Origin of the sequence: Couchioplanes caeruleus (assembly GCF_023499255.1) — a bacterium.
In the GTDB taxonomy this organism is placed as follows: domain Bacteria; phylum Actinomycetota; class Actinomycetes; order Mycobacteriales; family Micromonosporaceae; genus Actinoplanes; species Actinoplanes caeruleus_A.
Map to the genome: position 1 here is coordinate 949,956 of NZ_CP092183.1, position 23,379 is coordinate 973,334.

A 23,379-nucleotide genomic window follows, 5' to 3' on the forward strand; every position below is an offset into this window, starting at 1 on the left:
GCCCGGACGTGGCGCGGGTCGCGACGGCGGTGGCGGCCGGGACCGGGGTCGCGGTGACCGTCTTGGCCAGCGCCGCCTTGCGGACGGCGACGGCCTTGCCGGCGGACTTGTCGGACCCGCCCTTGCGGGGGCGGTCGGACGATGACTCAGGCAAGGTACGCCTCCAGGCCGTGGCGGCCGCCTTCACGGCCGTAACCGGACTCCTTGTAGCCGCCGAACGGCGACGTCGGATCGAACTTGTTGAACGTGTTGGCCCACACCACGCCCGCGCGCAGCTTGTCGGCGACCGCGAGGATCTGCGAGCCCTTGTCGCTCCAGATGCCGGCGGAGAGGCCGTACGGGGTGTTGTTGGCCTTCTCGATCGCCTCGGCGGGGGTGCGGAACGTGAGCACCGACAGCACCGGGCCGAAGATCTCCTCGCGGGCGATCCGGTGCGCCTGGGTGACCCCGGTGAAGATGGTCGGTGCGAACCAGAAGCCCTGCGACGGCAGCGTGCACGGCGGCGACCAGCGCTCGGCGCCCTCCTCGGCGCCGATGTCGGACAGCGTACGGATGCGCTCCAGCTGCTCCGCCGAGTTGATCGCGCCGACGTCGGTGTTCTTGTCCAGCGGGTCGCCGACGCGCAGCGTGGCCATCCGGCGCTTGAGCGAGTCGAGGAGCTCCTCGGCGATCGACTCCTGGACGAGCAGCCGGGAGCCGGCGCAGCACACGTGCCCCTGGTTGAAGAAGATGCCGTTGACGATGCCCTCGACGGCCTGGTCGATGGGGGCGTCGTCGAAGACGATGTTGGCCGCTTTGCCGCCCAGCTCGAGGGTCAGCCGCTTGCGGGTGCCGGCGACCGAGCGGGCGATCTGACGGCCCACCTCGGTGGAGCCCGTGAACGCGACCTTGTCGACGCCGGGATGCTCGACGAGCGTGCGCCCGGTGTCGCCGGCGCCGGTGACGATGTTGACCACGCCCGGCGGCAGGTCGGCCTGCCGGCAGACGTCGGCGAAGAACAGCGCGGAGAGCGGGGTCGTCTCGGCCGGCTTGAGGACCACCGTGTTGCCGGTGGCCAGCGCGGGCGCGATCTTCCACGCGAGCATCAGCAGCGGGAAGTTCCACGGGATGACCTGCGCGGCGACGCCGAGCGGACGCGGGTCGTCGCCGAAGCCCGCGTACTTCAGCTTGTCGGCCCAGCCCGCGTAGTAGAAGAAGTGGGCGGCGACCAGCGGCAGGTCGACGTCGCGCGACTCGCGGATGGGCTTGCCGTTGTCGAGCGACTCGAGCACGGCCAGCTCGCGGGAGCGCTCCTGGATGATCCGCGCGATGCGGAAGAGGTACTTGGCGCGCTCGGCGCCGGGCAGCGCGGACCAGGGACCGAACGCGCGACGGGCGGCGGCGACGGCCCGGTCGATGTCCTCCGGCCCGGCGGTGGAGACCTCGGCGAGGACCTCCTCGGTGGCCGGGTTCACGGTCTTGAAGACGCCGCCCGAGGAGGCCGGCGGGACGAACTCGCCGTCGATGAAGAGGCCGTACGAGGGCGCGATGTCGACGACCGAGCGCGACTCAGGGGCGGGGGCGTACTCGAACATCGCCATCAGTCCAGGGTGAAGTAGTCGGGGCCGGCGTAGTGGCCGGTGGTCAGCTTGGTGCGCTGCATGAGCAGGTCGTTGAGCAGCGACGAGGCGCCGAAGCGGAACCAGTCCGGGTGCAGCCAGTCGTCGCCGACGGTCTCGTTGATGAGCACCAGGTACTTGATCGCGTCCTTGGTGGTGCGGATCCCACCGGCCGGCTTGACCCCGACCTGCCGCCCGGTGCGGGCCCGGAAGTCGCGGACCGCCTCGAGCATCACCAGCGTGACCGGCAGCGTGGCGGCCACGGGCACCTTGCCGGTGGACGTCTTGATGAAGTCGGCGCCGGCCAGCATCGCGAGCCAGGAGGCGCGGCGGACGTTGTCGTACGTCCCCAGCTCACCGGTCTCGAGGATCACCTTGAGGTGCGCGTCGCCGCACGCCTCCTTGACCGCGACGATCTCGTCGTACACGTGGTCGTAGCGCCCGGAGAGGAACGCGCCCCGGCTGATCACCATGTCGATCTCGTCGGCGCCGCCGGCGACGGCGTCGCGGGTGTCGGCGAGCTTGACGTCGAGCGGCGCCTGCCCGGACGGGAACGCCGTGGCCACGCTGGCGAGGTGGACGCCGCTGCCGGCCAGCACCTCGGCAGCGACGGGGACCATCGCCGGGTAGACGCACACGGCGGCGACCGGCGGGCAGGTCGGGTCGGCGGGGTCGGGGCGCAGCGCCTTGGCGGACAGCGCGCGGACCTTGCCGGGGGTGTCGGCGCCCTCGAGGGTGGTCAGGTCGACCATCCGGATCGCCAGGTCGATCGCGGCCGCCTTGGCGGTGGTCTTCACCGACCGGGTGCCCAGCGCCGCGGCCCGGGCCTCGACCCCGACCTTGTCCACCCCGGGCAGCCCGTGCAGGAAGGATCGGAGATCGAAGGCGGAACCGGACACCCCGGGCAGCCTCGACGTCGTCGTCGCAGTCATGAGAGGGATTCTACGCGGCCCACCGACAGTTGATCTTGGGGAACACCGGTAGGTTGAGCGGCGTGGACGTACTCGTCGTTGATCACCCGCTGGCCCAGTCCCGTCTCACCGCCATGCGGCGGGCGGAGAGCGACTCCGGCACCTTCCGCGCCGCCCTGCACGAGCTGACGACCATGGTCGTGTACGAGGCCGCCCGCACCTTCGCCGTCGAGCAGTACCCGATCACCACCCCGGTGGCGGCGACCCAGGGCACCCGGCTGGCCAACCCGCCGCTGATCGTGCCGGTGCTGCGCGCGGGCCTGGGCATGGCCGACTCGGCTCTCGCCCTGCTGCCCGAGTCGTCGATGGGCTTCGTCGGGCTCGCCCGCGACGAGGACACGTACGAGCCGCGGGCGTACATGGAGTCGCTGCCGGGGGACCTGTCCGGGCTGCCGGTGCTGGTCCTGGACCCGATGGTCGCCACCGGCGGCTCGCTGCTGCACTGCTGCCGACTGCTGGTCGACCGTGGGTGCACCGACGTGACGATCTGCTGCGTGCTGGCGGCGCCCGAGGGCATCCAGCGGCTCGAGGAGTCCGGGCTTCCGCTGCGGCTGGTCACGGCCAGCATCGACCAGGGCCTGAACGAGAAGATGTACATCGTCCCGGGCCTGGGCGACGCCGGCGACCGCCAGTTCGGCGGCATGCCCCGCTTCTAGCTGTAGGACCAGCTCACGGCGCGGCCGCCGGCGAACGGCATGACGCCGTGGAACGGCTGCGGGTCCTCGGCGAAGACGAGCGGCAGGAAGTGGCGGTCCGACTCCCACATGGGTACGCGGCCCGCCAGCACGTCAGCCACCGGCACCCAGTGCAGGCTGCCCTCGTCGTTGCCCGGTAGCGGCGTGCCCGTCCACGCCGGGATCCGGAACAGGAACCCGAACCAGTTCTCGCCGTTGCGGCCGAAGCCCGGCCAGGAGACGGTGCCCGCCAGCTCGACGGTGACGCAGTCCAGGCCGGCTTCCTCGCGGATCTCGCGGCGCATCCCCCCGACGACGTCCTCGTCGGGTTCGAGCTTGCCGCCGAGGCCGTTGTAGTAGCCGAAATGGATGTCGTCCGGCCGGGTGTCCCGCCGGATCATGAGGACCTGCCGGCCGTCGGGCGAGGTCACGTAGCCGAGTGTCGCGAGGGTTGCCTGCACGGCGGAAACCTTAGGTGTGGGAATCCGCGGATGCTCGGACCGGGCCCGGAAATGGTGCATATCCTGCCGAAATGGCGAGTTCGGTCCTCAGCATCGTCGTGCCCATGTACAACGTCGGGCCCTACCTCGACGAGTGCCTCGGCTCCCTCGCCGGGCAGTACCGGCCGGAGCTCGAGGTCGTCATGGTCGACGACGGCTCGACCGACGACAGCGCCGCCGTGGCGGAGCGGTACGCCGCCCGCGACCCCCGGTTCCGGCTGATCCGCCAGGAGAACGCCGGGCTGGGCGCCGCCCGCAACACCGGCACCAAGCACGCCACCGGTGACTATCTGATGTTCGTCGACAGCGACGACGCGCTGGCGCCGTACGCGGCCGAGCTGCTCGTCGGCAGCCTGGAGAAGACCGGCTCGGACTTCTCCTGCGCCAACGTGCTGCGGCTCACCACCAAGGGGCTGAGCCAGTCGGGGATGCACCGGGCGCCGTTCGCCGCCACGAGGCTGCGTACCCATGTCAGTCATCTCCCCGCGTTGCTGGGCGACCGTACGGCCTGGAACAAGGTCTTCCGCCGCAGCTTCTGGGACCTGCACGACTTCGTGTTCCCCGAGGGCGTGCTGTACGAGGACATCCCGGTCACGGTCCCCGCGCACGTGCTCGCCGACTCGGTGGACGTGCTGGACGCGCCCGTCTACTACTGGCGGGAGCGGGAGGGGCCGGACAAGTCGATCACCCAGCGCCGGGAGGAGCTGCCCGCGTTCCTCGACCGGCTGGAGAGTTGCTGGGCGGTGAGCCGCCTGCTCGGCCGGTCCGGCTACCACGGGATCAAGCGGCTGTACGACGAGTCGGTGCTCAAGAGCGACCTGATGCTGTTCGCCCGGGTGCTGCCACGGGTGGACGACGACTACCGGCAGGTCTTCCTGGACCGGACGAACGCGTACCTGGACACCGTCGACCCGGAGGCGATCCTCGAACTGCCCGCCGCCCAGCGGGTGCTCTGGACGCTGGTGCGGCACCGGATGATGCCGGAGATCCTCGAACTGGTGCCGGTGGTGCGCAAGCAGCGCCGGATCGCCCGCCGGGGGCTGCGCCGCTACCACGACATGGACCTCTTCCACGCGAAGCTGCCGCAGCTGCCGCCCGAGCTGTTCGCGGCCGGGACGCCACGGCCGAGGACGAAGGTGCACGAGGTGGCATGGGAGAACGACAGGCTGTGCATCCGCGGCCACACGTTCATCCCGGGTCAGTCGGCCGCGCACCCGTGGAGCACCTCGCGGCTGATCTGGCTCAAGGAGGCGGGCGGGCGCCGGACCCGGCGGACGCCGCTGATCAACCGGCGGTGCGCCGACGCGACCGCGGACCACGGCTCGGCACAGACCTCGTACGACTGGTCCGGCTTCGAGGCGCTCATCGACCCGCAGACGCTGCGGACGCCGGAGGGTGCCTGGCGCGACGGCGAGTGGTCGATCGTGACGGGCGTCGTGGGGCTGGGCCGCAAGAGCAAGGGCTCGCTGGAGATGGGCCAGCCCGCGACCCCGGTACGGCTGACCGCCCGCCAGTTCGGCGACGTGCGGGTCACGCCGTACGTCTCGGACGGGCGGTTGCGCCTCAAGGTGGACCACGTCGGGGCGGTGCTGGACGCCGTGCACCGCGACGGGGACGCCCTGGTCATCGGCGGGAAGGCCGGGGTGGGGCAGCCGACGACCGCGATCCTGTCGCGGGTCGACGGGCTGGTGTGGCGGCGGTACCCGCTCAACCCCGACGGGGACCGGTTCACCTTCAGCATCCCCGTCGGGGACCTGCAGCGGGACGGGGTCGCGTACCCGCCGCTGCGGATCGGCGAGCCGGCCGACCGCTGGACGATCCGGCTCGCCACCGGCACCAAGCGCAGCGGCGAGCTGACCTGCGCCCTCACGGACGCCCCGATCGAGCCGGTGGACCTGGGCGCGCGGACCGTGCACCTGCACAGCGGCGGGACCGGCGAGCCGGTGCTCGCGGCGTTGCCGACCGGGCCGGTCCTGACCTCCGTGAGCACCGCCGCGCGGCAGTTCCACTTCAGCGGGCGCCTGCACGGTCGCGCGGAGCCGATGGAGCTGGTGCTGCGTCCGGGCAACGGCCGCGAGACCAAGGCTTTTCCCGTACGCGTGGAAGGCGGCACCTGGCACGCCGAGGTCGACCCCGACGCGGTGGAGCACTTCGGCACCCGGGTCCGGATGCGTACGGGCACCTGGAACGTCCTCTGCCGCATCGCCGGCGGCCCGGTGGAACCACTGCCCGCGGCGGCCACCGCCATGGACGCCCTTCCGTTGCCGCTGGCCGGGGACGCGCCCCGGGTGTCGCTGGAGTGGCTCGCCGACGAGCGCGTGGTGCTGCGGATCCGTTCGGCGCTCGACGACGAGGAGCGCGGCCGCGGCAACCAGGCCCGGTTGCGCGACCGGCACTACCCGGCGACGCGGGAGAAGCCGCTGCGGGACGTGGTGCTCTACAACAGCTTCACCGGCCGCCAGTACTCGGACAGCCCGCGCGCCGTGCACGAGGAGCTCGTCGCCCGCGGGCTGCGACTGGAACACCTGTGGGTGTCGGTCGACGGGCAGGCGCCGGTGCCGCACACCGGCGACGCCGTGCCGCTGTGGAGCCGGCGGTGGTACGAGGCGCTCGCCACCGCCCGCTACATCGTCACCAACCAGCACCTGCCGGAGTGGTTCCGCCGCCGGGAGGGGCAGGTGGTCGTGCAGACGTGGCACGGCACGCCGCTGAAACGGATCGGCTTCGACATCGCCGACGTGCGCTTCACCGACCGCCGCTACCTGGAGAAACTGGCCCAGGAGGCGCCCAACTGGAGCTTCCTGGTGTCGCCCAACACGTTCAGCTCGCCGATCCTGCGCCGCGCGTTCCGTTACGAGGGTGAGCTGCTCGAGATCGGATACCCGCGCAACGACGTGCTGTTCCGCGACCGGGCGGAGATCGCCGAGCGGGTCCGGGCCGTCGCCGGCATCCCGCCCGGTCGCAAGCTCGTCCTGTACGCCCCCACGTGGCGCGACGACGAGTACAGCGGCGGCCAGTACCGCATCTCGATGCAGCTCGACACCGAGGACGCGGCCGCGAAGCTGGGCGCCGACCATGCCCTGCTGGTCCGCCGGCACCCCAACGTGCTGGACGAGATCCCCGGCGACGGCGACGGGTTCGTCTACGACGTGTCCACGTACCCGGACATGGCCGACCTGCTTGCGGCGGCCGACATCCTGATCACCGACTACTCCTCGGTGATGTTCGACTTCGCCAACACCGGGCGGCCGATGCTGTTCTTCACCTACGACCTCGCGTACTACCGCGACGAGCTGCGCGGCTTCTACTTCGACTTCGAGGCCGAGGCGCCCGGCCCGCTGCTGGCCACCTCGCCGGAGGTCGTCGCGGCGATCCGGGACGCCGACGCGATCGCCGCCCGGTACGCCGAGCGCTACCGCGCGTTCGCCGCCAAGGCCTGCGACCTGGACGACGGCCACGCCGCAGCCAAGCTGGCCGACCGCATGCTCGACGCCGGGGGAAGCCGATGATCTGGGACCGTGCCAGGAAGCTCGTCAAGCGCCACATGGCCGGTCCTCCGGCGGACCCGCGCGTGCTCAAGGCCATGAAGGAGGCGAACACCGAGGCGCGCAAGCAGAACGAGCTGCTCTACGACATCCGCTGGGAGCTCAAGCAGCAGCGCAAGTACCTGGAGGGCTTCCGCGCGTACGCCTCGACCGCGATGTTCGCCGAGATCCGCGCGTTCACCGAGGCGCAGCAGCTGGGCTTCGAGGAGACCATGCGGCGGGTCGCGGACAACCGGCTGAGTCTGGCCCGCTTCGGCGACGGCGAGCTGAAGCTCATGCTCCGGCCGCAGTACAACCTGCGCTTCCAGCCCTGGTCGGCGCGGCTCGCCGGGGACCTGCGCGCGGTGCTGACGATGGACGGCTTCGACCCGGACCGGCTGCTGGTCGGGTTCCCGTACACGTTCCGGGACGTGCACTGGACCTCGGTGTGGCAGGACATCTGGCCGGAGGTGAAGCCGCTGCTCAACCCGATCGTCCCGTACGGCACCTCGCACGTGTCCCGGCCGATCTACTTCTCGCACCTGGGCCGGCGCGGGGTCGAGCTGTGGCGCGACGTGTGGGACGGGCAGGACATCAGCATCGTCACCGGCGAGGGTTCCCGCTTCCACCTGGAGCCGGCGCTGTTCGGCAACACCCGCTCCATCGACTTCGTGTACTCCACGGCGACCGACGCGTACGCCGACCTGCCGCGCCTCATGCGGGAGCTGGAGGACGCGGATCCGGGCCGGTTGTACCTGTTCGCCCTGGGTCCCGCCGGGACCCTCGCGGCGGCCTGGTTGTCGCAGCGCGGGCGCTGGGCCATCGACATGGGTCACATCAGCGAGAGCTGGGCGAACGTCTTCGCCGGCGGCGCCTGGCCGGAGGAGCTCGAAGTGGTCCGGAAGTAGTCGCCGCGGCAGACCCTCTGGCGGTTGCCCCGGTGACACCGGCCACTATCGTTTTCGACATGACCTCCATCGCGCTCGCCGAGGAGCTCCTGCTCCTCGCGTATGACGACCAGACCGGCAAGGCGACCGGTTCCCGTATCGGACTCGACCTCGGCATGGCCGCGGCCGTGCTGGTCGACCTCGCGCTCGCCGGGCGGATCGCGTACGCCGACGGCAACCTCGTGGTGAAGGACACGACCCCGACCGGGGAACCGATCGCCGACGCCGTCCTCGCCAAGGCGGCCGCCGACGTCCCGCACACCCCCGGGCAGTGGGTGCAGCGGCTGCGCCACCGGCTGCGTGAGCGGGTCCTCGAGGATCTGGTCGCCCGGGGCGTCATCCGCGACGTCGACGAGACCCAGCTCGGCGCCATCCACGTGCACCGCTACCCGACGACCGACCCGGCGTACGAGGCGGAGATCCGCAAGCGGCTGGCGGACGCGCTGATCACCGACGCGGCGCCGGACGAGCGCACGGCCGCGCTGGCCACGCTGCTCGTGGCTACCCGCATGGAGCCCGCGCTCCGGCTGCCGCCGGAGGAGTCGGCCCGTGCCCACGAGCGGCTGGAGCAGATCGCGAGCGGGGCCGGCTTCTCCGGGGCGAGCATCGAGGACTCCATCGTGCGGCCCAGCGTCGCGCTGGTGGTGGCGACCCTGGGCCGGGCGATCAGCGCGGCCCTGGGCACCCCCAAGGTGCTGTAGCCGGCGCTACAGGCCCAGCGCGGCGGAGACCTCCTTCCGGAGCTGGGCCATGCCCGCTCCGGAGCGGAACCGCGCGGTGACGAGCTTGCCGGTGCCGACCGGCTCGACCACCTCCAGGTACGCCTTGAGCTTCGGCTCGGTGCCCGACGGGCGGATGACCACCCGGGCGCCCGCCGTCCGCAGGGTGAGCACGTCGGCGGCCGGTGCCCGGTCCTCGACCTGCGTGACCGGCTCGCCGAGCAGCGTGGCGGGCGGGTTCGCGCGGACCCGCTGCATCGCGCGGGTGATCACGGTGAGGTCGTCGACGCGTACCGACAGCTGGTCGGTGCGGTGCACGCCGAGCTCGGTGTCGAGCTCGTCCAGCCGGTCCCGCACCGACTTGCCCTCCGCCTTCAGTGCGGCGGCCAGCTCGGCGATGCGCAGGGCCGCCGTGATGCCGTCCTTGTCGCGGACCATGTCCGGGGCGACGCAGTAGCCGAGCGCTTCCTCGTAGCCGTACGCCAGCTCGTCGGCGGCGCGCACGATCCACTTGAAGCCGGTCAGCGTCTCGGCGTACGGCACGTCGCGCGCCGCGCACAGCGCCTTGAGCTGGGTGGACGAGACGATCGTGGTGGCGTACACGCCGGGTGTGCCGGTGCGGATGAGGTGGTCGGCGAGCAGAATGCCCAGCTCGTCGCCGCGCAGCGCGCGCCAGCCGCCCTCCTCGCCGGTGGGCAGCGCGACGGCGCAGCGGTCGGCGTCCGGGTCGTTGGCGATGGCGAGGTCCGCGCCGGTCTCCGCGGCCAGCGCGAGGAGCAGGTCCATCGCGCCGGGCTCCTCCGGGTTGGGGAAGGCGACCGTGGGGAAGTCGGGGTCCGGCTCGGCCTGCTCGGCGACCACGGCGGGCGCCTCGAACCCGGCCGCGGTGAACGCGGCGGCCAGCACCGTGCCGCCCACCCCGTGCAGGGGCGTGTACGCGACCCGCAGCTCCCGGGGCCCGTCGCCGAGGACGGCCGCGGCGCTGGCCACGTACCCGTCGACGATCTCCTCGCCCAGAACCGTGCCGGGCTCGCCCAGCGCGACCTCCGCCGGCGCCCCGACGGCCCGGATGGCGGCCTCGATCCCGGCGTCGGCGGGCGGGACGATCTGCGCCCCGGCGCCGGCCGGCCCGCCGAGCTGTGCGCCCAGGTAGACCTTGTAACCGTTGTCCTGCGGCGGGTTGTGGCTGGCGGTGACCATGACCCCGGCGACGGCGTCCAGCTTGCGGACCGCGTACGCGAGCACCGGCGTCGGCAGCGGGCGCGGCAGCACCAGCGCCTCCCGCCCGGCGGCGGTGGCGACCCGCGCGGTCTGCTCGGCGAAGTCCTTCGAGCCGTGCCGGGCGTCGTACCCGATGACCAGCGGGCCGTGGCCGCCCTGGGCGCCGAGCCAGGCGACCAGCCCGGCGGCGGCGCGGGTCACGACGGCGAGGTTCATGCCGTTCGGCCCGGCGCGCAGCCGGCCGCGGAGCCCGGCGGTGCCGAACGTGAGCGGGCCGGCGAACCGGTCGGCCAGCTCGGCCGCGCTCTCCGGGAGGCGGGCGAGCAGCGCGCGGATCTCGTCGCGGCCGGCCGGGTCGGGGTCGTCGGCCAGCCAGGTCTCGGCCAGCTCGCGAAGGTCGTCAGTTGCCATGCTCAGTGGATAGCACGACCCGGTCAGCCGTCGAGCGCGAAGGTCCTCACGAGGTTCTCGAAAATCGGCTTGCTCTCCGCGAACTGCTGCTCGGTGCTGGTCATGTAGAACGAGTACGCCTTGCCGTTGGTCAGGACGGCGCCCCAGAGCCCGTGCCGGGTGCCCGCGCAGGTGTACTCGAGGACCGCGCCGGGGTGGCCGCTGATCTCCCGGTCGGTGAGGCCCACCTGCGCGTACGGCTTCGGGCAGCTGGAGCCCTTCTTCTTCAGGTTGTTCTCGGCGATCTTCAGGAAGCTCTGCGGGGTGCCCTTGCCGGGCTCGACCAGCAGGCGGACCTTCCGTTCGGCGGCCGGGTCCACGTAGTCGACCCAGCTGCCGCCGCTCTTCTTCGTCCAGCCCTTCGGCACGGAGACGCTGGTGCCGCGGCCCTTGTACGCCACCGTGGCGAAGCCCGGGTCGCCCGCGGCGTTGCCCTGCGGCACACCGGCCGCGGTGGGCGTCTTGTCGTCGCCGCCGCCGGAGAAGGCGAGCACGAGGGCGACGACCAGCAGCACGGCCATCCCGCCGGCCGCGGCGAGCTGCGTGTTGCGCGGCCACCCCTTCACCGTGGTGACCGCCTTGCCGGTGGCCTCGCGCACGGTGGCGACGGTCCTGTCGATGATTTGCTGGCGCTTGACGGCCGGGCTCCCCACCACGGTGCCGCCGCCGGCCATGGGTTCGCGGGCGGCGCGGGCGCCGTCCCACTGGCGCCGGGGCGGCAGCACGCTGGTGGCGTCGCCGCCCGGCCCGGACGGCGGGATCACGCTGGTGCGGTCGCCGTCGGGTCCCGGGTATGCCCCGGTGGGCTGGTCGGCCGCGGGCGCGGCGGGGCGCTTCTCGTCGGTGCCGCCCTGCTTGAGCTTCGCCAGGTGACCGGAGAGCGAGTCGCCGGGCGCGAGCATGGCCCGGCCGCCGATCTGGCCCGAGGGCTTCTGCGGCGGCGGGATCGGCTGGGTCTCGGCCGCCGGTGGGCGCTGCGACGGGACGACCGAGTACGGGTCCGTCATCATGTGCGGCGGCGCCTTGCTGGCCAGCGGGCCGGCCAGCTGCTGGCGCAGCATCGTGCGGGCGGTCTGCACGTCGAACCGGCGCGCCGGGTCCTTCTCGAGGAGGCCCATCAGCACCGGCGTGAGCGAGCCGGCCCGCACCGCCGGGGTGGGCGGGTCCTCGACGACGGCGTGCATCGTCTCGATCGGGTCGCCCTTGTCGAACGGCGGCCGGCCCTCGATGGCGGTGTAGAGCGTGACGCCGAGCGAGAACAGGTCGCTGGGCGGGCCGAAGTCGCTGCCCATGGCGCGCTCGGGCGAGATGAAGTGCGGCGAGCCCAGCACCATGCCCGGCGTGGTGAGCTGCACGTCGGTGGGCATCCGGGCGACGCCGAAGTCGGTGAGCACGCAGCGGCCGTCGGTGCAGATGAGCACGTTGGCCGGCTTGACGTCGCGGTGCAGCACGCCGTGCGCGTGGGCCACCTCGAGCGCGCCGAGCAGCGCTATGCCGATCTTGGCGACCACCCGCGGCGCCACCGGCCCGTCCTCGATCACCATGTCCGCGAGGCTGCGCGCCTCCAGCAGCTCCATGACGATCCAGGGGCGGCCGTTCTCGTGCACCACGTCGTAGACCTGCACGACGGCCGGGTGCTGCAGGGCCGCGGCGGCGCGGGCCTCGCGCATCGTGCGCTCGTACATCGCGTCGCGGTCGCTGGGGGCCAGACCGGGCGGGAGGATGACTTCCTTGATCGCCACGTCCCGGCGCAGCAGCGTGTCGGCGGCACGCCAGACCGTGCCCATGCCACCGTGGCCGACCGCGGCGCGAAGGGTGTACCGCCCGCCGATGAGCGTGCCCGGGGCTGCGCGTCCGCTGGTCGGAGCGGTGTTGCCACTGCTCCACGTCGGAATCTGAGTCACGTGAGATGCCACCGAATGGGGTGTAGGGGGCGGTCGGCCAACCACGCTATCTTGCCGGTTCGTACCCCGATTCGAAAAGCCGGTCATGGAGTGTTTCCGCGAACTTGACGGACCGTAGCAACGCTGTCGCATAGGGTGGAACTTTTCGGACGCGAGGTGCAAAATCCCTCACACCCCACGCGACCTGAACGACGCCTTAGGATCGCGGTGTGAACGCAGAATCCGGGTTCGAGATCAAGCCGGTCTACGACAGCGGCGACCTGCCCGCCGACGTGGAGGAGAAGCTCGGCCGGCCCGGTGAGTGGCCGTACACGCGCGGCGTCTATCCGACGATGTACACGAAGCGGCCGTGGACCATGCGGCAGTACGCCGGCTTCGGCACCGCCGCCGAGTCCAACGCCCGCTACCACCAGCTGCTCAAGGCCGGGACCATGGGGTTGTCGGTGGCGTTCGACCTGCCCACGCAGATGGGGTACGACTCCGACGAGCCGATCGCGCACGGCGAGGTCGGCAAGGTCGGTGTGGCCATCGACTCCATCGAGGACATGCGGCGGCTCTTCCGCGACATCCCGCTGGACCAGGTCTCCACCTCGATGACGATCAACGCGCCCGGTTCCGTGCTGCTGCTGCTCTACCAGCTCGTCGCCGAGGAGCAGGGCGTGCCGGGCCCGGCGCTGCAGGGCACGATCCAGAACGACATCCTCAAGGAGTACATCGCCCGGGGGACGTACATCTTCCCGCCCAAGCCGTCGCTGCGGCTGGTCGCGGACACGTTCGCGTACTGCCGGACGGAGATCCCGAGGTGGAACACCATCTCGATCTCCGGTTACCACATGGCCGAGGCCGGGGCCACGCCCGCGCAGGAGATCGCGTTCACGCTGGCCAACGGCATCGAGTACGTGCGCGCCGCGGTCGCCGCCGGCCTCGCGGTCGACGACTTCGCGCCCCGGCTGTCGTTCTTCTTCGTCGCCCGCACCACGCTGCTGGAGGAGATCGCCAAGTTCCGCGCCGCCCGGCGGATGTGGGCGCGGATCATGCGCGACGAGTTCGGCGCGACGAACCCGAAGTCGATGATGCTGCGGTTCCACACCCAGACGGCCGGCGTCCAGCTCACCGCGCAGCAGCCCGAGGTCAATCTCGTACGCGTCGCCGTGCAGGCCCTCGGCGCGGTCGCCGGCGGCACCCAGTCGCTGCACACCAACGCGTACGACGAGGCCATCGCGCTGCCCACCGAGAAGTCGGCCCGGCTCGCGCTGCGGACCCAGCAGGTGCTCGCGTACGAGACCGGGCTGGTCGACACGGTGGACCCGTTCGCCGGCTCGTACGTGATCGAGGCGATGACCGACGAGGTGGAGGCCGCCGCGACCGACCTGATCGAGCGGGTGTTCGGGTACGGCTCCGTGGTCGAGGCCATCGAGCAGGGCTTCCAGAAGCAGGAGATCGAGACCTCCGCATACCGGATCGCGCAACAGATCGACGGCGGCGAGCGGGTGGTGGTCGGCGTCAACCGTTTCGGCGCCGACGAGGAGGAGAAGTACGAACCGTTGCGCGTCGACCCGCAGATCGAAGCGGAGCAGGCCGCGCGCCTGGCCACCCTGCGCGCCGAGCGGGACGGCGCGGCGGTGGAGGCGGCCCTGGCGGATCTGCGCAAAGCCGCCGAGGGCACGGACAACGTCCTGCCGCCGATGCGGGAGGCGTTGCGCCGCCGTGCCACGGTTGGTGAGGTCTGCCACACGTTGCGCGGCGTCTGGGGGGTATACCACCCGGTGGAGCACTTCTGAGCGCTGCCTGGATTTGAACCGCGTCACCTCCGCGATTCGTAACCCGTTGTAGGAGGTGGTCAACGCATGCCGCCCGGAGATCGCTCTTATCAGGGCTTTCGTAACAGTCCGCGATCCGACCAATACGGGAATGACGTTGCACAGCGTCACCAAAATGGGTCTAGGCTGTCGCGCGTTGCGGAAAACGGACCGAATACCGAGAGCGATAGAGACATCGACGTGACGAGTGCACTGACGGCGCCGGCCGGCGCCGAGACGGCGACCTTCCCCGGACCGCCCCCCGGGGCCGAGCCCCTGCCCGGTCAGCTCGACCGCTGGCTCGCCGCCCGGGGAGCCGAGCTCGTGGCCATCCGCCGTCACATCCACGCGCACCCCGAGCCGTCCAACGCCGAGTTCGAGACCGCCGCGCTCGTCGCCCGGGAGCTCGCCGTGGCGGGCCTCTCGCCGCAGCTGCTGCCCAAGGGCAACGGCCTGATCTGCGACATCGGCGAGGGCGACCGGGTGGTGGCGTTCCGCGCCGACCTGGACGCGCTGCCGCTGCAGGACACCAAGGACGTGCCGTACCGCTCGACGGTGGAGAAGGTCGCCCACGCCTGCGGCCACGACGTGCACACCACGGTGCTGCTCGGGCTGGGCCTGGCGTTGGCGCAGCTCAACGAGCAGGGGGAGCTGCCCGGCCGGGTGCGGCTGATCTTCCAGCCGGCCGAGGAGTACGTGCCCTCCGGCGCCCCCGAGGTGATCGCCTCCGGTGCGCTCAAGGACGTCGTCGCGATCTACGCGCTGCACTGCTACCCGCAGCTGCCCGCGGGCCTGGTCGGGGTCCGCTCCGGCCCGTTCACCGCGGCGGCCGACACGGTCCGCGTACGCCTCACCGGCCCCGGCGGGCACACCGCCCGGCCGCACCTGACCGCCGACCTGGTGCACGCGCTGGGCCGGGTCATCGTGGACGTCCCCGCGCTGCTGGACCGCCGGGTCGACCCGCGGGCCGGCGTCTCCATGGTGTGGGGCGCCGTGAAGGCCGGTCAGGCGTTCAACGCGATCCCCGGCGAGGGGGAGGTGCTCGGCACCGTCCGCATCCTCAACCGCGAGGCCTGGCGGGAGGCGCCGGAGCTGATCTCCCAGCTGATCCACGACGTCGTCGCGGCCACCGGCGCCAAGGCCGAGATCCAGTACAACCGGGGCGTCCCGCCGGTGATCAACGACCGCATGGCCTCCGCCGTGATCGCCGGGGCGGCCGGCGCCGCGCTGGGCGCCGACCGCGTCGTCGAGGCGGAGATCAGCATGGGCGGCGAGGACTTCTCCTTCTACCTCGAGAACGTGCCCGGGGCGATGATCCGCCTCGGCACCGGCACGCCCGGCTCGGAGGTCAAGTACGACCTGCACACCAGCAACTTCGACGTGGACGAGCGCTGCATCGGGTACGGCGTACGCGTCATGGTGCACACCGCGATGGCTGCGCTGTCCACCGGCGCCTTCTAAGCGCTTTCCTGCTCCAGCGGAGGACGGGCCCGCCGGCTCCGGCGTACGTACCAGAGGACGGCCCACGCCGGCAGGGCGAGCAGCAGGAGCCACGGCAGCAGCCAGCCGACCACGGTCGCCACGACGGCCAGCGACGCCAGCAGCCCGTCCCAGCCGTTGCGCAGCCCGGCGAGGAAGCCGGGCGCCCCGTCGTCGTCCTTCTCCTGCTTGACGGCCTGCGGGTCGAGCAGCACGACGGTGATCGTGGACAGTGCGGTGAGGTCGCCCAACCGGCGCTTCTTGGCCTGCAGCGACGCGAGGTCCGACTCCCGGGTGGCGACCTCGCGTTCCAGCATGACCAGGTCGCTCAGCGACTTCGCCTGGGCCAGGAGCTTGCGGCCGCTGTCCACCCGGGCCTGCTGGGTGGCGATCCGGGCGTCGAGGTCGATCGTCTCCTCGGTGACGTCCTCGGTGTTGATGCCGCGCTGCTCCTCCGTACCGATCGCGGCGAGCTGGTCCACCACGGAGGTGAACTTCTCGGCGGGCACCCGCAGCGTCAGCGTGGCGTCACTGGACCCCTGGTCGCCGTTGCTGTTGCGTTTGTCGCCGCCGACGAAGCCCCCCGCGGCGGTCGCGATGCCGGTGGCGCGCGCGGCGGCGGTGTTGACGTCGTCCACCCGTACGGTGATCGACCCGGTGTAGATGATCGACCGCTGGTCCACGCCCAGGTCCGGGGCCTTCGCGCCGGTGTCTTTCCCCTGCTGCTGGGCGGGGGCGGCGGCCCCGCCCTCGGCGGGCGCGCGCTGCTCGCTGATGCCGGGCCCGCCACCCGAGGTCGACGAGGCCTTGTCGCCGGCGCGGTCGCTGCTGCAGGCCGGCAGGGCGAGCGCGGCCACCAGCCCCGCGGCGCAGACGGCCGTTCTGACCCGAGTTCGTCCGTTCATGGATCTTCCCTTCCCCGTGCGGTCTGGACCCTGGGACGTGCGGCGCGGTGACGCCGGTTCCGGCAGACTGCGTGGTGAGCGGTCACGATTCGGCAGCGGAGGGGTCCCGTGCGCGTCACGAAGTTCACGCATTCCTGCCTACGCATCGAGGGCGATGCGGTCCTGGTGGTCGACCCCGGCGCGTTCAGCGAGCGGGCGGCGCTGGCCGGGGCGGACGCCGTCCTCATCACCCACGAGCATCCCGACCACCTCGACGTGGACGGGCTCGCCGACGCCCTGGCCCAGCGGCCGGGCACCCGCGTCTACGCCCACCCCGACGTGCTGCCGAAACTGACGGCGTTCGCCGACGTGGTCACGGCCGTGGAGCCCGGCACGCACGTCGAGGCCGCCGGCTTCACGGTCCGGGCGTACGGTGGGCAGCACGCGGTCATCCATCAGGACATCCCGCGCATCGCCAACCTCGGATACCTCATCTCCGACGGCGGCCAGTCGGTGTACACGCCGGGCGACTCGTTCACGGTGCCGGAGGAGAACGTGGACACGCTGTTCGTGCCGCTGAACGCGCCGTGGATGAAGCTGAGCGAGGCGATCGACTTCGTGCGCGCGGTCAAGCCGGGGCGGGCGTACGCGCTGCACGACTTCCTGCTCACCGCGACCGGCGCGCAGATCTCCAACGGACACCTGGAACGGCTGGGCGGCACCTCGTACGCGCAGCTCGCCCCCGGCACTACGCTCCCCTGACGTGGCACCGAGCACCGACGAGCTGATCCGCCGGCTGTACGAGGCACCCCCGGAGAACTTCGTCGCGGGCCGCGCCCAGGCCGTGGCCGACGCGCGCAGAGCCGGCGACAAGGACCTGGCCAAGCGGCTCGCCGCCCTGCGCAAGCCGACCGTGGCGGCGTGGCTGGTGAACCTGCTCGCGCTGCGGCGCCCCGACCTGATCGAGGATCTCGTCGAGCTCGCCACCGCTTTGCGCCAGGCCCAGCGCAGCCTCAAGGGCGACCAGTTGCGCGAGCTGTCCACCCAGCGCCGGCAGGTGGTGTCAGCGCTGGTCCGCGCCGCCCAGCAGCTCGCGGTCGAGGACGACCCGGGGCTGCGGGGGGCGAAGCTGCCGATGGCCGAGGTGGAGGCCACGCTGACCGCCGCGCTGGCCGAGCCGGAGATCGCCGAGCAGGTCCGCAGCGGCCGGCTCGTCAAGGCGGCCACGTACGCCGGCTTCGGTGAGGTGCCCCGGCCCCGCCTGCGCCTGGTCACCGCGGAGGACGCCGACGAGGCCGAGGCCGAGGAGGCTCCGGACGAGGCCCCGCGCCCCTCGCCCGGCGACGACCGGCGGCGCCGGGCCGAGGAGAAGGCCCGGGCCGAGCGCGCGGCGAAGCGGCGCGAGCTCGAGCGCGAGCTGACCGCGGCGCACTCGGCGGACCGGAAGGCGCGCGCCGCGCTGGAACAGGCCGAGGAGGCCGAGCGCAACGCCGGGCAGGCCGTCGACGAGCTCGAGGAACAGATCGCCGAGCTGGAGCGGCAGCGCATCGTGGCCCAGGCCGAGGTGTCGCGCCGCAAGCTCGCCCGGCGATCGGCCGAACGGGAGGCCTCCGTGGGCCGCCGCCGCGTCGGGGACGTCGAGGCCGCGCTCGAGGATCTTGAAGCGGATGAACCGGTCTAGTCGGCCATTTTCCAGAACCGGTCAGAGAGAGCAGAATCGGGCGGGTGACCCCCGAACAGGCAGCCGCCAATGCCCGGGCGGGCCTCGCGTCGCTCGTCGGGGCGTTCGCCGAGTCCCCGCAGACGCTGCGTCGCGCCCGGCTGATGGGCCTGTCCGGGTGGGCGTACCACGTGTCCGCCCGGGCCGGTGCGCTCGGTGACGTCCGGCCGGAGACCGCCGCGGCTGCCATCGGCTTCATCGCCCCGGACGCGCTCACCGACGGCTGGGAGGCGGCCGCCAAGACCACCGCGCCGGTCGAGGTGGCCACGTGGCACCTGCAGGAGCTGTGCCGCTGGGGCGTCGACCAGCTCGGCGACTTCCCGCGCCTCACCCGGCTGCTGGAGCTGGCCAAGCGGGTGGCCGACGCCGTGGACTGCGCCGGGCTGCCACTGTTCGCCGCCTGGCGGGCCATGCCGGTGCCCGACGCGTCGCCGGGCGCCCAGCTCGCGGTCGTGCTGCACCTGCTCCACGAGCACCGGCTCGGCGTGCACGTCGTGGCCGTCCGGGCCAGCGGCCTCACCCCGCTGCAGGCGATCATCGCCGGGCCCGAGGGGGAGACGGGCGCGGTCGCGTTCGGCTGGCAACCGCCGTACCCGCCGGCCGGGCCGATCGTGCGGCGGCTGATGTGGGCGGAGTCGGTGGCGGACTCGCTGGCCGGGCAGGCGTACGCGGCCCTGGACCTCGGCGAGCGCGTCGAACTGATCGGGCTCCTGGAATCCCTGTCGCACCGGATCGGCGGATAGGGCACGCTGGCGCGGTGACCGCACTTCCCGCCGGGTGGCGTACGCGCCGGCCCACGCTCGACGACATCCCCGAGATCCTCGCCCTGGCCCGGGCCAGCGACATCGCCGCCGTGGGGGAGCCCGACTTCACCGCGGAGGACGTCCGCGAGGCGCTCACCGGCGTCAACACCGACATGTCCCGCGACTGCTGGGTGGCCGTGGACGAGGGCGGCGCGATCGTCGGGTGGGCGTACCCGCACAACCCCGGCGGCGGGGACCGCGAATTCGTCGAGGTGTACGTCTGGCCCGAGCGCGGCGTACCGGCGCAGCGGCCGCTCCTCGAGCTCATGCTGCGGCGCGTCGCCGAGCGTGGCGCCGAGTTCGGGCACTCGCCGTACGTCGTTCGGGCCGGCGCGGTCCCGACCGAGGAGCCGTGGATCGCCGCACTGACCGACGCCGGTTTCACGTTCATCAAGCAGCACGCCCGGATGACCATGTCGCTGGAGGGCGTGGCGCCCGAGCCGCCGCAGCCGCCGCCCGGCATCACCGTGCGCCCGGTGCGCGCCGGCGACGAGGCCGAGATGCGCCGCTTCCACGCGACGATCGAGGAGGCGTTCCGGGACAGCGACCACCACGCGACCGGCTACGACGCCTGGCGGGAAGGTATCGCCGCGGAGTCGAGCGTCTCGTACGACGAATGGTTCGTCGGGGAGGCCGACGGGGAGTGGGCGGGGGTGCTGCAGTCCTCCGACTCCAGCGCCGAGGAGGGCGTCGGCTGGGTGCGGAACCTCGCCGTGCTGAGGGCGTACCGGAGAAGGGGTGTGGGTGAGGCGCTCCTGCGCCGCGCTTTCGCGACCTACGCGGCCAAGGGCCGCACGTCCGTCGGCCTGGGCGTCGACCTGGCCAATCCCACCCGGGCCGCGCGGCTCTACCGCGCGGTGGGGATGCGCCCGATGTTCGAGGCGAACGTCTACGAGCTGAAGATCTAGAGCTCCGGGGCCGACGTCCGGGTGGGGCGCTGGCGCAGCTCGTTGACGTAGTCGTCGGGCGCGCCCGCCTTCTCCGCGGCGTTGGCGATCTCGGAGAGATACCAGGCCGTCGGCATGCCGCCCTCGTAGCCGTCGAAGACGTAGACCCACGCGCTCAGGTCGCCCTCGAGCGTCGAGACCCGCACGGTGAGCTTCTGGTACGCCCCCGCGGTCACGCCCTCGACCTCGTCGAGCTGGGCGGCGTCCCAGGGGTGCACGTCGTAGAGCGAGACGAAGACCCGGTCGCCGGGGGACTCGACGATCGTGGTGACCGCGCCCTCCCAGCCCATGTCGCCCTCACCGGCGAAGGTCAGCCGCCAGCCCTCGACCCACCCCACGCCCACCATCGGCGAGTGCGGACAATAGGCCCGCATACGGGCCGGATCGAGGTTTGAGCCGTACGCGGCGTAGTGACCCACGGCGATGACGATAGCCCGATGCGCCGGTGAGGGAGAATACGAGGTGTGCGTGTCGGCACAACTCAGTCACGTAAGTGACGAAACGTAACAGTGGAGGGTGAACCCACGTGAGTCGGATCGTGATCATCGGCGGCGGGCCGGGCGGGTACGAGGCGGCGCTGGTCGCGGCGCAGCTCGACGCGGAGGTCACGCTCGTCGAGGCCGAGGGGGCCGGCGGCGCGTGCGTGCTCTCCGACTGCGTGCCCTCCAAGACGTTCATCGCCAGTTCCGAGGTGGTGACCGGCTACCGCCACAACGAGCGGTTCGGGGTGCGCTCCGCCGGGCTCGAGGGCGTGAGCGTCGACGCGAAGGCGGTCAACGAGCGGGTCAAGAAGCTGGCGCTCGCCCAGTCCGGCGACATCCAGTCGAAGCTGGTCAAGGCCGGGGTGGACGTCGTGGCCGGGCGGGCGCGGCTCGGCGAGGACACCCTCGGCCACACCCACCAGGTGCTGATCAGCCCGCACGGCGGCGAGCCGTACGCGGTGGACGCCGCCACCGTGCTGATCGCCACCGGCGCGACCCCGCGGGTGCTGCCCTCCGCGCGGCCCGACGGCGAGCGCATCCTCGACTGGCGGCAGGTGTACGACCTCACCGAGCTGCCCGAGCACCTGGTCGTCATCGGTTCCGGCGTCACCGGCGCCGAGTTCGCCAGCGCCTACCTCGCCATGGGCGTGCAGGTGACGCTGGTGTCCAGCCGCGAGCGGGTCATGCCGCACGAGGACGCCGACGCCGCCATGGCCATCGAGCGGGTCTTCCGCGAGCGCGGCATGACGATCCTCAACCAGTCCCGCGCCGACTCCGTGGTCAACACCGGCGACGGCGTCCAGGTCACCCTCTCCGACGGCCGGGTGGTCACCGGCTCGCACGCGCTGATGGCCGTCGGCGCCGTGCCGAACACCGCCGACCTGGGCCTGCGCGAGTACGGCGTCGACGTCGCCCAGGGCGGCTACGTGACCGTCGACCGAGTGTCCCGCACCAACGTCCCGGGGATCTACGCGGCCGGTGACTGCACCGGTGTGCTGCCCCTGGCCAGCGTCGCCGCCATGCAGGGCCGCATCGCCATCTGGCACGCCATGGGCGAGGCCGTCGCGCCGCTGCGGCTGCGTACGGTCTCCGCCAACGTCTTCACCGACCCGGAGCTGGCCACCGTCGGCGTCTCGCAGAACGACGTGGACGCGGGCAAGGTCCCGGCCCGGCAGGTGATGCTGCCGCTGACCGGCAACGCCCGCGCCAAGATGGCCGGCCTGCGCGACGGGTTCGTCAAGCTCTTCTGCCGCCCGGCCACGGGTCAGATCGTCGGTGGCGTGGTGGTGGCGCCGAAGGCCAGCGAGCTGATCCTGCCGATCACGATGGCGATCGAGAACAACCTGACGGTGGACCAGCTGGCCCACACGATCACGATCTACCCGTCGCTGTCCGGCTCGATCGCCGAGGCCGCCCGTCAGCTCATGCAGCACGAGCTGCAGTGACCGTGGGCCGCGCCCGCTCTCACCGGCGGGCGCGCTGCCCTTCGGGGGCCGGGACCTCGCCGACCTGTTCCTCCGCCGGGTCTGCCGCTTCCCCGGCCTCCTCGCCCGCTTCCCCGGCGTCCTTGCGGCCGCCGAACAGGGCGAGGATCCAGCCCGCGGTGCCGAAGATGAGGGCGGCGGTGGCCGCGATCGCGAACAGCCGCCACGCCGACTGCGTCACCGCCGTGCCGCCGACATGGCCGACAAGGCCGCCGTACGTGGCCCAGGCGATGGCCGCGCCGCCGTCGTAGAGGATGAACAGCTTGATCGGGTAGCCGGTGCGCCCCGCGTGGTATCCGGCTGCCATCCGCCCGCCCGGCACGAACCGGCAGAGCAGCAGCACCAGCGGGCCGGGCCGCCGCAGGCCGCGGGTGAAACGGGCCGCCGCGCGCTTGGTGCGCGACTCGGTGGGTTCCGCCTCGGGGGCGCCCGGGTCGGCCCGGGGTGCGAACCGCTGCCGCAGCGCCGCCAGCCGGTCGCTCAGCCAGTGCTTGCGGGCGTGCCCGGCCGTGCGCCCCAGCACGAACGCGATCGAGTCGCCGGTGAACATGCCCAGCGCGCCCACCGCGATGACCAGAGCCAGGTTGAGGTTGCCGTAGACGGTGAGGGCGCCCGAAGTGATCATGATCGCCTGGATCGGCACCACCGGGACCATCGCATCGATCGCGAGGAACCCGAAAATTGCCAGGTAGGCCCACGCCGGTGTTGCCATCACGGTCAACAGGTCGGTCATCGGGTCGCCACCTCGCGGCTCCAGGGTTCACGGCATTGTCCGTGTGCGCACCTGAGAATGGGCTGAGTACAGGATGAGCCCGGATCAGGCCCGGGAAACGGTGATGCCCGACACGGTACGTCCTGAACGTCGCACGTGGGGGTCAAGACGCGGGCGCTTTCTGCCAATCTCGGGCGCTTCCATCCGTATTAAGAGCTTCTTCGGCGCGGTGTGATCCCGCGTACGGTGGGAGCCGGGCCGCTCTCTCGGCGCCTCGCCACGGGGGGCGCCCGGGCCGTCGGTAGGTCCCGTACCGGCGGCCCGACCTTTGCGGTCCTGGTCACCGGCCACATCCCGGCTGAGCTGGGCAAACGTCGTCGCTGGTCGATCTCCGACGGCCTGGAGACGGCCTCATCCCGGTCGGTTGTGCTGAATCAGCCGTTTGGATCTACGACTCGGCTGCGACCGATGTTGTACTCCTGTGATGACCCGAGCATTTGCGGAGCGCGGCGTGTTGTTTCGCCTTCGGCTTGGGTGGTTCCTTGTGGTCATGCTCCCGGT

19 protein-coding genes are annotated in these 23,379 nt (G+C 72.2%); 11 read left to right on the plus strand and 8 right to left on the minus strand.

Annotated elements, in window-relative coordinates; all coding sequences use genetic code 11:
• Nucleotides 1-146: 146 nt before the first annotated feature.
• Nucleotides 147-1,574 (minus strand): aldehyde dehydrogenase family protein, encoded by a 1,428-nt coding sequence (locus tag COUCH_RS04470; protein ID WP_249613563.1) that lies wholly within the window; start codon nt 1,572-1,574, stop codon nt 147-149.
• A gap of 5 nt (nt 1,575-1,579) precedes the next feature.
• The gene (gene deoC, locus COUCH_RS04475) at nt 1,580-2,530 is read right to left on the minus strand and encodes a deoxyribose-phosphate aldolase (RefSeq protein WP_249610823.1); all 951 of its coding nucleotides are present in this window, start codon (nt 2,528-2,530) and stop codon (nt 1,580-1,582) included.
• 62 nt (nt 2,531-2,592) lie between these two features.
• Between deoC and upp the strand changes: the two genes are divergently transcribed.
• Nucleotides 2,593-3,225: a uracil phosphoribosyltransferase gene (gene upp / locus COUCH_RS04480; RefSeq protein WP_249610824.1), complete on the plus strand. Its 633-nt coding sequence runs from the start codon at nt 2,593-2,595 to the stop codon at nt 3,223-3,225.
• Here the strand turns inward: upp and COUCH_RS04485 are convergent.
• Nucleotides 3,222-3,704 carry an NUDIX hydrolase gene (locus COUCH_RS04485; protein WP_249610825.1) on the minus strand — a complete coding sequence of 161 codons (483 nt, stop codon included), beginning with the start codon at nt 3,702-3,704 and terminating at the stop codon, nt 3,222-3,224. The genes upp and COUCH_RS04485 overlap by 4 nt on opposite strands.
• 71 nt (nt 3,705-3,775) lie before the next feature.
• Here COUCH_RS04485 and COUCH_RS04490 point away from each other — a divergent pair, with 71 nt between their 5' ends.
• From COUCH_RS04490 to COUCH_RS04500, 3 genes are read left to right on the plus strand one after another with little or no spacing between them, the layout of a single operon-like run.
• On the plus strand, nt 3,776-7,252 hold the full coding sequence (locus tag COUCH_RS04490) for a bifunctional glycosyltransferase/CDP-glycerol:glycerophosphate glycerophosphotransferase (RefSeq protein ID WP_249610826.1): 3,477 nt from the start codon (nt 3,776-3,778) through the stop codon (nt 7,250-7,252).
• A complete protein-coding gene (locus COUCH_RS04495) occupies nt 7,249-8,175 on the plus strand; it encodes a GT-D fold domain-containing glycosyltransferase (RefSeq protein WP_249610827.1) in 927 nt (308 codons plus the stop codon). The genes COUCH_RS04490 and COUCH_RS04495 overlap by 4 nt, the downstream gene beginning before the upstream one ends.
• Before the next feature lie 59 nt (nt 8,176-8,234).
• Entirely contained in the window at nt 8,235-8,915 is a 681-nt protein-coding gene (locus COUCH_RS04500; RefSeq protein WP_249610828.1) for a GOLPH3/VPS74 family protein, read from the plus strand.
• Between the two features lie 6 nt (nt 8,916-8,921).
• On the opposite strand, the gene COUCH_RS04505 is transcribed toward COUCH_RS04500, so the two are convergent.
• Both COUCH_RS04505 and COUCH_RS04510 read right to left on the minus strand, forming a co-directional pair.
• The gene (locus tag COUCH_RS04505; RefSeq protein WP_249610829.1) at nt 8,922-10,565 is read right to left on the minus strand and encodes a phospho-sugar mutase; all 1,644 of its coding nucleotides are present in this window, start codon (nt 10,563-10,565) and stop codon (nt 8,922-8,924) included.
• Between the two features lie 23 nt (nt 10,566-10,588).
• A complete protein-coding gene (locus COUCH_RS04510) occupies nt 10,589-12,508 on the minus strand; it encodes a serine/threonine-protein kinase (protein WP_249610830.1) in 1,920 nt (639 codons plus the stop codon).
• A gap of 209 nt (nt 12,509-12,717) precedes the next feature.
• Between COUCH_RS04510 and COUCH_RS04515 the strand changes: the two genes are divergently transcribed.
• Nucleotides 12,718-14,289 (plus strand): acyl-CoA mutase large subunit family protein, encoded by a 1,572-nt coding sequence (locus tag COUCH_RS04515; RefSeq protein ID WP_249610831.1) that lies wholly within the window; start codon nt 12,718-12,720, stop codon nt 14,287-14,289.
• 219 nt (nt 14,290-14,508) lie between these two features.
• Complete coding sequence (locus COUCH_RS04520) at nt 14,509-15,768, plus strand: amidohydrolase (protein WP_249610832.1); 1,260 nt, start codon at nt 14,509-14,511, stop codon at nt 15,766-15,768.
• Here the strand turns inward: COUCH_RS04520 and COUCH_RS04525 are convergent.
• Nucleotides 15,765-16,691, minus strand: a complete 927-nt coding sequence (locus COUCH_RS04525; protein WP_249610833.1) for a DUF4349 domain-containing protein — start codon at nt 16,689-16,691, stop codon at nt 15,765-15,767. The two genes, COUCH_RS04520 and COUCH_RS04525, sit on opposite strands and share 4 nt — an antisense overlap.
• A 108-nt stretch (nt 16,692-16,799) precedes the next feature.
• On the opposite strand from COUCH_RS04525, the gene COUCH_RS04530 reads away from it, so the two are divergent.
• Genes COUCH_RS04530 through COUCH_RS04545 form a run of 4 tightly spaced genes read left to right on the plus strand, consistent with a single transcriptional unit; the run spans nt 16,800 to nt 20,101 of the window.
• Complete coding sequence (locus COUCH_RS04530; protein ID WP_249610834.1) at nt 16,800-17,432, plus strand: MBL fold metallo-hydrolase; 633 nt, start codon at nt 16,800-16,802, stop codon at nt 17,430-17,432.
• Between the two features lies 1 nt (nt 17,433).
• Nucleotides 17,434-18,351 carry a hypothetical protein gene (locus COUCH_RS04535; RefSeq protein WP_249610835.1) on the plus strand — a complete coding sequence of 306 codons (918 nt, stop codon included), beginning with the start codon at nt 17,434-17,436 and terminating at the stop codon, nt 18,349-18,351.
• A gap of 44 nt (nt 18,352-18,395) precedes the next feature.
• On the plus strand, nt 18,396-19,133 hold the full coding sequence (locus COUCH_RS04540) for an SCO6745 family protein (RefSeq protein WP_249610836.1): 738 nt from the start codon (nt 18,396-18,398) through the stop codon (nt 19,131-19,133).
• Between the two features lie 14 nt (nt 19,134-19,147).
• Nucleotides 19,148-20,101: a GNAT family N-acetyltransferase gene (locus COUCH_RS04545; protein ID WP_249610837.1), complete on the plus strand. Its 954-nt coding sequence runs from the start codon at nt 19,148-19,150 to the stop codon at nt 20,099-20,101.
• On the opposite strand, the gene COUCH_RS04550 is transcribed toward COUCH_RS04545, so the two are convergent.
• Nucleotides 20,098-20,559 carry a gamma-glutamylcyclotransferase gene (locus COUCH_RS04550; protein ID WP_249610838.1) on the minus strand — a complete coding sequence of 154 codons (462 nt, stop codon included), beginning with the start codon at nt 20,557-20,559 and terminating at the stop codon, nt 20,098-20,100. The genes COUCH_RS04545 and COUCH_RS04550 overlap by 4 nt on opposite strands.
• Nucleotides 20,560-20,666: 107 nt before the next feature.
• Here COUCH_RS04550 and COUCH_RS04555 point away from each other — a divergent pair, with 107 nt between their 5' ends.
• Nucleotides 20,667-22,067 carry an NAD(P)H-quinone dehydrogenase gene (locus tag COUCH_RS04555; protein ID WP_249610839.1) on the plus strand — a complete coding sequence of 467 codons (1,401 nt, stop codon included), beginning with the start codon at nt 20,667-20,669 and terminating at the stop codon, nt 22,065-22,067.
• 19 nt (nt 22,068-22,086) lie between these two features.
• Here the strand turns inward: COUCH_RS04555 and COUCH_RS04560 are convergent, their stop codons facing one another.
• On the minus strand, nt 22,087-22,839 hold the full coding sequence (locus COUCH_RS04560) for a DedA family protein (protein WP_249610840.1): 753 nt from the start codon (nt 22,837-22,839) through the stop codon (nt 22,087-22,089).
• Nucleotides 22,840-23,379 lie beyond the last annotated feature (540 nt).